The sequence below is a fragment of the Paenibacillus puerhi genome, from assembly GCF_009846885.1.
Classification (GTDB): domain Bacteria; phylum Bacillota; class Bacilli; order Paenibacillales; family NBRC-103111; genus Paenibacillus_G; species Paenibacillus_G puerhi.
Genome location: NZ_WUWM01000011.1, coordinates 177,683 through 187,463, shown reverse-complemented (window position 1 = coordinate 187,463; position 9,781 = coordinate 177,683). Strand labels below are relative to the sequence as shown.

At 57.9% G+C, this 9,781-nt stretch carries 6 protein-coding genes and 1 pseudogene; 6 read left to right on the top strand and 1 reads right to left on the bottom strand.

All coding sequences use genetic code 11. From position 1 onward, the window contains the following. The 5 genes and pseudogenes from GSF01_RS29640 to GSF01_RS12485 all read left to right on the top strand — a co-directional run. A pseudogene (locus GSF01_RS29640) lies at window positions 1-221 on the top strand (IS110 family transposase); the annotation flags it as partial. Window positions 222-498: 277 nt separating this feature from the next. Further along, a complete protein-coding gene (locus GSF01_RS12500) occupies window positions 499-1,122 on the top strand; it encodes a ribonuclease HII (RefSeq protein ID WP_159884436.1) in 624 nt (207 codons plus the stop codon). A 151-nt stretch (window positions 1,123-1,273) separates the two neighbouring features. Next, window positions 1,274-3,454, top strand: a complete 2,181-nt coding sequence (locus GSF01_RS12495) for a hypothetical protein (RefSeq protein ID WP_159884434.1) — start codon at window positions 1,274-1,276, stop codon at window positions 3,452-3,454. Continuing rightward, window positions 3,451-3,747 (top strand): EscU/YscU/HrcU family type III secretion system export apparatus switch protein, encoded by a 297-nt coding sequence (locus GSF01_RS12490; RefSeq protein WP_159884432.1) that lies wholly within the window; start codon window positions 3,451-3,453, stop codon window positions 3,745-3,747. Before GSF01_RS12495 ends, GSF01_RS12490 begins: the two co-directional genes overlap by 4 nt. Beyond that, window positions 3,744-4,121 (top strand): YraN family protein, encoded by a 378-nt coding sequence (locus GSF01_RS12485; RefSeq protein WP_235941424.1) that lies wholly within the window; start codon window positions 3,744-3,746, stop codon window positions 4,119-4,121. Before GSF01_RS12490 ends, GSF01_RS12485 begins: the two co-directional genes overlap by 4 nt. An 85-nt stretch (window positions 4,122-4,206) precedes the next feature. Here the strand turns inward: GSF01_RS12485 and GSF01_RS12480 are convergent, their stop codons facing one another. After that, window positions 4,207-5,784: a YifB family Mg chelatase-like AAA ATPase gene (locus tag GSF01_RS12480; RefSeq protein WP_159884462.1), complete on the bottom strand. Its 1,578-nt coding sequence runs from the start codon at window positions 5,782-5,784 to the stop codon at window positions 4,207-4,209. A 585-nt stretch (window positions 5,785-6,369) separates the two neighbouring features. On the opposite strand from GSF01_RS12480, the gene GSF01_RS12475 reads away from it, so the two are divergent. Beyond that, window positions 6,370-9,654: a glycosyl hydrolase gene (locus GSF01_RS12475; protein ID WP_159884428.1), complete on the top strand. Its 3,285-nt coding sequence runs from the start codon at window positions 6,370-6,372 to the stop codon at window positions 9,652-9,654. The last annotated feature ends 127 nt before the right edge of the window (window positions 9,655-9,781 follow it).

Sequence of the window (9,781 nt, the reverse complement as noted above, 5' to 3'; positions counted from 1 at the left end):
AGGGCAATACACATACAAAAGTAGCATTATGCGAGGCGGCATGGGCAGTCGCTCGTACTAGAAACAACCGCATATCTACACGATTTTGGAAGATCGCATCGAGGCGCGGTAAGAAAAAAGCATGTATCGCCGTAGCAAGAACCATTCTCGTCATCGCCTATTCCATGCTTAAGAACAAGGAATTTTATATAGAAGGCGGACCCGAACGACAAGCAAGTTAACTGGTATATCCATAAGAATAGCCTTATACATGGACTCATAACATGGAGATCCCGGGCATCCTATTGCCTAAAAACACGTCTCCTGCTACACACCGCCATAGCGCATTTTCACAGAAAAATCGTATATAGAAATTGTCCGTTAACTGTAACCTCCATGATTACATGACTTTCAGATCGCTCTACTGCCGGTACGTAGCAGCTGTTCGGGGCGCGGAAGGGATGGTCAGGCTGGGTGCGCGTGCGGTATAATGGAACCAGATGACGTAACCGGGAGAGAATGCAAGTGGATGATAATCTTACATATGAGCGCGGATTATGGGAGCATGGCAAACGCTGGATCGCGGGTGTCGATGAAGTGGGACGGGGCTGTTTGTTCGGGGATGTGGTAGCGGCTGCCGTCATTTTACCGCCTGGCCTTGTGCTGGAAGGCGTCGATGATTCCAAGAAGCTGACCGAAAAGAAGCGGGATGCCCTCTATGAGGTTATTATGGAAAAAGCGATTGCTGTAGGAATAGGTGTTGTCGACGTGCCGACGATCGAGCGTATTAACATTAAGCAGGCGGCCCGGGCGGCGATGAAGCAGGCCGTAGAAAAGCTATCGGTTTATCCCGAGCAGCTGCTGGTCGACGCCGAGAAGGTGGATGTGGACATCGAGCAGCTCGCTGTTATTCATGGCGATGCGTTAAGCCAATCGATCGCGGCTGCATCGATTGTTGCCAAGGTGACGCGCGACGGGATGTGTCTGGCTTGGGAGCTTGAATATCCGGGGTATGAGATCGCGATACATAAAGGCTATGCGACCCGGGTACACCGGGAGCGAATTGCCCTGCTTGGACCGACGCCGCTTCACCGGCGAACTTTCCTGCGTAACATTACCTATGAGCAGCAGGTGCTATTTTAGTGAAAATCGACGGCCGTTCTGCCGATATATAGAACTACCGGAGCAAGGAGGCCGGCACGGGAAGAGGGCGAGATCGCCTGCCCGGGTCGGCTTTCCGTGTAAGAGAGGCGAGCGGAAGCAGCAGGAACGACGAGAGAGGGAGGCGGCCGGTATGAATATCGGGGGAATGATCCGCGGATTGGTCGGGGATGGGCAGATCCAGGAACCTAAGAAGCTGGAGCTCAAGGTCGGCCAAGTGGTTAAAGGAGTTGTGCAGCAGCAGCTGCCGGATCAGGAAGCTCTGGTCAATATAGGGGGCGTGCAGGTACGTGCCCGGTTAGAGACGCCATTGAAGCAGGGCGAGGTGACGATGCTTCAGGTACAGCCGGAATCGGCAACGGGTCAAATCGTACTGAAGCCGCTGCACGCTTCCCAGGTTCAGATAGCGGACTCGTCGCTTGGGGAAGTATTGAAAACGCTCGGAATGAACGACACGGCGGATAATCGGCAGCTCGTCCAGCTGCTGCATCAGAGCGGGGTAGCTCTGACCAAAGAAAGCGTAAAAGCCTTTATCGATCTGCAGGCAGCTATGGGCAAATCGATGCCTCAAACAGAATGGCTGCCGACGGCGGTTATAGCGGCTCAGAAAGGACTACCGATGACGCCGGAGACGATCCTTTCCCTGCACAAGGCGGTTCAGGGCCCGCCCTTTCACGAGGCGCTGGACCAGCTGTCGGATATGCTGGATCGTACCCAGCAAAGCGGGAAGGAACTGACCCCGCAAACTCGCGCCCTGCTGGAAACGGTGCGAACGCTGCTTCAACAGGTCCGCGAGGCAGGCGGCCAACTTACGCAAACGGGAACGCCAACTGCGCAGCCGCAGGCGGGCGCTCCTGCCGGCGTAGCCGCGCCGCTCGCGCAGCCGCAGGCGGGCGCTCCTGCCGGCGCAGCCACGCCGTCCGCGCAGCCGCATGCGGGCGCTCCTGCAGGCGCAGCCTCGCCGCCCGCGCAGCCGCAGGCGAGCGCTCCTGCAGGCGCAGCCTCGCCGCCCGCGCAGCCGCAGGCGAGCGCTCCTGCCGGCGCAGCCGCGCCGCTCGCGCAGCCGCCGGCGGGCGCTCCTGCAGGCGCAGCCTCGCCGCCCGCGCAGCCGCAGGCGAGCGCTCCTGCAGGCGCAGCCTCGCCGCCCGCGCAGCCGCAGGCGGGCGCTCCTGCAGGCGGAGCCACGCCGCCCGCGCAGCCGCAGGCGGGCGCTCCTGCAGGCGCAGCCGCGCCGCTCGCGCAGCCGCAGGCGGGCGCCCCTGCAGGCGCAGCCGCGCCGCTCGCGCAGCCGCAGGCGGGCGCCCCCGCAGGCGCAGTCGCGCCGCCCGCGCAGCCGCAGGCGGGCGCTCCTGCAGGCGCAGCCGCGCCGTCCGCGCAGCCGCAGGCGGGCGCTTCGGCAGGCGCAGCCGCGCCGCCCGCGCAGTCGCAGGCGGGCGCCTCTGCAGGCGCAGCCGCGCCGCTCGCGCAGCCGCAGGCGAGCGCTCCTGCAGGCGCAGCCGTGCCGCCCGCGCAGCCGCAGGCGGGCGCTCCTGCAGGCGCAGCCACGCCGCTCGCGCAGCCGCCGGCGAGTGCATCAGCATCGGCGTCGGCAGCGCCCGCGGGAACAGCGCACCAAGCCGACCAGCAGGAGCATTTGCTCGGGCGGCTCATGAAGACGATCGGCATCGAGCATGAGCATCAAGCGGCGAGATGGCTAGGAGCAGAGGACGGGAAGCTTGCCGCAGCGGCGGATAAGTCCACGGATTCCTTGAAAAGCGCGCTTATGCAGCTGGCCCAATCGGCTGATGCTCCTGACGAGATCAAACAGGCTGCCCAGCAGGCCGTCCATCAGATTACCGGCCAGCAGCTTCTGATGAGCCCGGACCGATCCTCCATGTTTTCCCACATTACGATGTTTGTGCCTATCGTACAGCCAGACGGCACCCAGACCGCTGCCATCCATATTCAATCCCGCAAAGGGAAGAATGGCAGCCTGGACGCCAGCAATTGCCGTCTTGTATTCGATCTGCAGATGAAAGCTTTAGGAAATACAATGGTCGATGTTCAGGTCGTTAACCGAATCGTCAGCCTGCACGTGCACAATGATTTCCCTCAAACGGGGGCGCTGCTGGAGGCTTATCGGGACGAGATATCCGGAGGGCTTGCCTCGATCGGCTATCAATTTATATCGATGAAGGTCAGTCCGTATCCGGAGAAAGCAAGCGACCTAGGCGATCTGACCGGCGGCGGCGGGCGCGGCAAAGACCTGGCAGCCGGGTCTGTTCCAGGCGTCTATACGCAGAAGCCGTACAAGGGAGTGGATATCCGGTTATGAGCGAACAGCCCCAAGCGCTGAAGAAGGCCGTAGCGCTCAAGTATGCACCCGAGGCGTCGGCCGCGCCCAAGGTTGTGGCGAAGGGGAAAGGGCGCATCGCCGATCTCATCATGGAGAAGGCCAAGGAAAATGGAGTGCCGATACAGGAGGACCCCTCCTTGGTAGAAGTGCTGTCGAAGCTGGACATCGATCAGGAAATTCCAACGGAGCTGTACAAGCTGGTGGCTGAAGTGCTCTCCTATATTTACCGATCCGACTCCCGAGCGAAGGAATGGGAGCGTGGACCGCGTTGAAGGAGAGGCTGGCAGGGCGGAAGCAGCTTGGGATGCAGGGGGAGGCGGGAGCCGCCAGCTACTTGCAGGAGCAGGGCATGTCGATCCTGGACCGGAATTGGAGATGCCGGACCGGAGAAATTGATCTCATCGCCGAGGAGAAAGGCATTCTTGTTTTCGTCGAGGTGCGCACACGCAACCTGAGCGGAGCCTTCGGCACGCCGCAGGAATCTGTAAATCTGCGCAAGCAGCGAAAAATGCTGGAGACGGCCCGCGTTTATATCCATAGGCATGGCAAGCATGAAAGTCAAGTTCGCTTTGATGTCGTATCGATCCGTATGGCACCTGATGGAACGATTGCCAAGCTGGAGCATATCCGCAACGCGCTTGAATAAGCAGCGGTGCGGATATTTGGCGTCTCTGGATCTATGTCCATTCTTGACCGGTCATGAGAAGCATGGCTTGTAGACATACGGCTGGCTAAGCTTGAAACGAGGCTAGAGCGGGGTGTTTTTTGTCCAGACACCGGTATTGAAGGGCTTCCGCTACATGTTGAATGGCAATATCGGATACGGCTTCCATATCCGCGATGGTCCGGGCGATTTTTAAGATACGGTCGTGAGCGCGGACACTCATTCCAAGCGAATGAAAGGACTTCTCAAGCAGGCTGGAGGATTCCGCATCCAGCCGGCACCATTCCCGCAGCAGCCGGCCGCTGAGCTCGCTATTGAACAGAATGCCGCTCTGCCGGTACCGCTGCAGCTGGACCCGATGGGCAACCTCTACAGCTTCCCGCATGTCCTGGGAGGACAGCGGACTTACTTGAAGCGACAGCTGGGAATAAGGCACGCGCGGAACCTCCACATGAAGGTCCATCCGATCCAGCAGCGGTCCCGAAATACGGGAGCGGTACTGAATCACCTTCAGAGGGGAGCAGATGCAGCCCGCTTCCTCGAGTCCGTTGTCTGTCCCCCACTGACTTAAGCCGCATGGGCAAGGATTCATCGAGGCCACAAGCAGAAAATGAGCGGGAAATCGATAAACGGCCTTCGCCCTTCCGATCGTCACCCAACGATCCTCCATAGGCTGCCTCAGCACCTCCAGAGCGGCACGGGAGAACTCGGGGAGCTCATCCAAAAACAGCACGCCGCGATGGGCAAGACTGATTTCACCCGGCTTCGGAATGCCGCCTCCTCCCACAAGTCCGGCAGCTGAAATGGAATGATGAGGCATGCGGAAGGGACGTACGCGTACTAATTGGCGCCGGTCGGCGAACTTGCCGGAGACGCTGTAGATCTTGGTTACCTCAAGCGATTCCCGTTCGTCCATGGGCGGCAAAATCGTAGGCAGCCGCTTGGCCAGCATCGTTTTTCCGGTGCCCGGAGGGCCGACGAGCATCAGGTTATGCATGCCAGCGGCACTAATCATCAATGCCCGTTTGACATGGTTCTGTCCCCGCACATCGGCATAGTCCTCCGCGTAGCCGTCAATGCCCGAGCTGGCTGGAGAGCTTGGAGAGAAAGCGGGCTTGCCCGCGAGAAGAACGGAGTCCGAAGCCGCCGTCCGGCTCCATTCCGCCAAATGCTTTGCCGCCCTCACCGTGCACCCGCTGATCCAGCCGGCCTCCTCGGCATTATCGGCAGGTACGATGACCCGGCTGATGCCCCCCTTCACTGCCGACTCGATCATGGAGAGGACGCCGGGGACCGGACGAATCGAGCCGTCGAGCGAAAGCTCGCCTATGACGAGAGCCCCCTCCAGCGTACCGGGCTCCAATTGACCGCTAGTAGCTAATATGCCAAGCGCGATAGCCAGGTCGAATGCGGAGCCTTCCTTGCGGAAGTCGGCAGGCGCCATATTGACTGTGATTCTTTGCAGCGGGAACGTAAATCCGCAGTTTTTGATCGCCGCCCGCACCCGCTCAATGGATTCCTTCACGGCATTGTCCGGTAGCCCGACGATATTGACTTGGGGCAAACCGTTGCTCAGATCGACCTCCACTTCAATCAGCCGGCCTTCCACTCCATGCAGGCATGCGCTAATCGCTTTCCCATACAACATAAAAAAACACCTTCCCCATGATTTGGTCATGGCTCAAGGTGCTTCCTTATCCGCCCATACTGATGGTTCTATTGTAAACAAGCGCCCCGTGGTTGGCAAGCGTTCGATCAGATGAAACAAGGCTACAGATAGGGTATGGAAATAGCTCAGTCAATTTTTTTGAATTTAGCTATAAGGAAGGATAAGGCGAATAAGGTTGCCACGCTGATTACAACGCCAACGATGCTTATACTGAATTCGTCTCTCCGGATCGTGAATATTTTCAAAACGTCGATATTCAGCATATGACCTATTAACGTATACAACAAAAATATGGCTATTAGTAACAAGTATTCGATCTTTCTTGATAACTTCGGCATGATGCGGCGACCTCCCGATTTCTTTAACTAATCATAGCATGAATGGAGGAAAATGTATCTGCTTACTTCGATTGCATCTGAATACGCCCCGCCGGGCAAAAATGTCTAGGCCCGCAAAAACGGGCAATAGCCTACTGAAAGGCATGCAAAAAAATAGAATTGCCCGGTTCGCGGATTAGGGGTTCAATTGAGAAGTAACGATTACCGAATAGGAGGTACTGCCTTGTTTGACTTGCAGGCTTTCAAACAACCCGCATCACCATACCGGGTTCACCCGTTCTGGTTCTGGAATGGAGAGATGGAGGACGAGCAAATTCGTCACCAGATTCGCGAAATGGCGGATAAAGGCGTTGGCGGTTTTTTCATATGCGCCCGTCAGGGATTGAAGGTTCCTTATTTATCGGACAGCTGGTTCGCCAAAGTAAGGGTGGCTGTAGAGGCGGCAAGGGAGCATGGCTTGCATGCCTGGCTCTATGACGAATACCCCTACCCGAGCGGTATTGCCGGAGGGGAGGTAACGCTGGAGCATCCGGAGGCTAAGCATTACACGCTGGTGCACCGAACGGAACGCGCCTCGGGCGGACAACGTCTGACGCTAGAGCTGCCCTGGGCCCGGATCTTGTATGCCAAGGCGGTACCGGTGACCCCGACAGGGGAGCGGATCTGGCAGGAGGCGGTGGACATCCGAAGCCGGATCGGCAACTATCAGGCTGAACCCATCTTTCAGAAGGCCGGACTGACTGCTTACAATCAGAAGAGGTTTTTTACATACCGGACGATCCAGAAGCTGGATTGGGAAGCTCCGGATGGCGAGTGGGACGTTCTGATCGTCCAGGAAGAGGAGATCGGGGATTTCAAATATTATGGAACCTTCGTCGACCCCTGCAACCGGGAGGCGATGTCGACCTTCATTCGTCTGACGCATGAGCGTTATGCCGAGCATTTGTCCGAGTATTTCGGAACGACGATAAAGGGCATGTTCACGGATGAAATCGGGCTGCTGGGCAGCGTGCCTTGGTCGCCGCAGCTGGCAGATTTTTTTCTGGAGCAGCACGGCTATGATCTGAGGGAGCATCTGCATGCGCTGGTGTATGCGGATGAAGCGGGTACGGCCAGGATCCGCTACGATTACTACCAGGCCATCCACCTGCTGCTGCTGGACAGCTATCACAAGCAGGTGCATGATTGGTGCGAGGCCCATGGACTGGAGTATGTCACCGAGGTTCCGTCGGTCCGTCATACGACGCAGCTGTACAGTCACGTTCCGGGCGGGGATACGGGTCACGAGAAGCTGGGCCGGTCGCTGGACTGGATTCTTCAGAAAGCGGCATGCGACTTCCGTTACAATGCGAAGATGACCAGCTCGATCACCCGGCAGCTTGATCGGCCGCGCAATCTGATCGAGTGCTTTCACAGCGTAGGCTGGTCGATGACGCTGCAGGATGCGAAATGGATGATCGACCGGCTCGGAGCATTAGGCACGAATTTTTATAATTTCCATGCCTTCTTCTATACGCTGGATGGGCTGACCAAGCATGATGCGCCGCCATCCCAATTTTTACAAAATCCATATTGGCAGCATTTTCGCAAGCTAGGCGATTACACGGGCCGGATCAGCTATGCGATGAGTCAGGGAGAGGCGGATATTTCCATCGCGCTGCTGCAGCCGACGACCTCGCTGTGGTCCCTGATGGGCAACCCCTTCCACGGCTTCTCTTACGGAGGGAATGATCCGAAGGAGCAGGCCCGGCTGGAGGCGCTGAAGCGCTGGTGGGGCGGGTTGGGCAACGCGCTGATCAAGAGCGATTGGGACTATGACGAACTGGACGCCGGTTTGCTGGCGGATGCCGTCATTGACGAGAATCGGCTTGCGATCGGCAGAGCCCGGTATCAAGTATTGCTTATGCCGCCTCTGACGAATCTGGAAGGAGCGGCTTGGCGAACCATTCGAGCATTTCTAGAAGCCGGAGGAACGGTGATTTCGCTCGGCCAGCTTCCTTACGAGCAGATCGATGAGCTGGATCCCCGTTCGCCCGACATCTACGAGGCGTTCGGACTGGACAAACCCGTATCCGCCGCTTTCTGGAAAGCGGAAGCTGACGGTTCCGAGCGGGAGCAGGAGTTAAGCTGGAGTAGAGGCACGTCATCGGCCTATTATCTGCCATTCGATGAAGAGGCAGACCAAGCCGCGGTTGAAAACAAGCTGATGGAGCTTCTGGATGACATCCATCCGGCATCGGTCAAGCTGCTGCCTGCCTCCCGCGATCGCGGCTTACTCACTCAGGTGCGGCGCCTTTCGCCCGGCCAGGCTCTTTATTTCGTTAGCAATCAGGAGGAGAGAGAGCATAGCCTGACGCTTCGTGTGGAGGAGAGTCTCTGGAAGGAAGACGGGGCGCCGAGCCATGCTGGTGTGGAGTTTCAGGAGCTGTCGCTTGATGACGGGGAAGCGGTTACCCTGCAAACCTATGGTAGCGCGGCAGCCTGGGAGATTCCCGTCAAGCTCGCACCCTATGAGTCCAGGCTGATTCTGATCAACCGGACTTCAGGAACGAATCCTGCCAAGACGCCGAATCCGGAACCGCTTCAGCAGCTGAGTGTCGACGCTTCGGTACCTTGGGAGCTGCGGGCGTTGAACGATAATGCGCTAAGGTTGGATACATTCCGGCTCGAGGTCAAACGAACGGACGGGGAGCGGTTGTTCATCGCGGATCATGTTCCCGTGAAAACGTTCATCGATCAATGCGCCGATCTGGCGGAAGCTCATATGCTGCCCGTCCAAATGAGCCAGCTGTTCGGAACGCCCATGAGGCTGGCGATGTCCTACCCGCTGCACGCACGTTATACCGCTAGTCTGACGATCAGCGGCCTGGTACCCGAGCAAGTCAAGCTTGTGGCCGATCAGTCGGCATTATCCGGCAGCTGGTCGGTTGTCGTGAATGGAAGCCGGCTGCAGCCTGAGGACTTTCAAGCGGATTTTCTCTATGATCATCGCAATCAAAGCGCCTCGGTCAGCGCCTACCTGCAAACGGGAGAAAATGAAATCGCCGTTGAGGTGGAGATTGGTCACGATTGGGACGGATTAGTCGATGCGATCTATGTGACAGGGCCGTTCGAGGTACGCGCGGATGAAGTCGGACGCGCCGTTCTTCATCCGGTCGCCGCTCGGCATGTGCCTCTGACCGCTGGCCCCTATCCGGGTCATCCTTATTATGCCGGGAAATTTTCTTTCGAGCGGACGCTGGAGCTATCCGGCTGGAAGGCGGAAGGGGAGTTCGAGCTTACCTTGGGAAGCCTGGATACCGAGTTCCACGAGAGTGCGGAAGTACTCGTTAACGGCCGCTCGCTCGGTGTGCGAGCATGGTCTCCGTACCGATGGAAGGGCGAGTCGGGGTGGCTCCGTGACGGGGAGAATCGGGTCGAGGTGCGAGTAACCAATACGCTGATCGGCTTGCTGGAGGGCAAGTATTTCCACTATGCTTCTCATGAGTTAAAGCCCGTAAACCCTTGATTATTCAGTACTTTCATAAAGCAGCAGCCTGCAAAATTGTCGAAACCGGCATGTGCAGGCTGTTTTGGCATGCCTGGATCGATACAAAACTCTCCGATTATCAATCGAAGTTCATGTCCGGTACCGG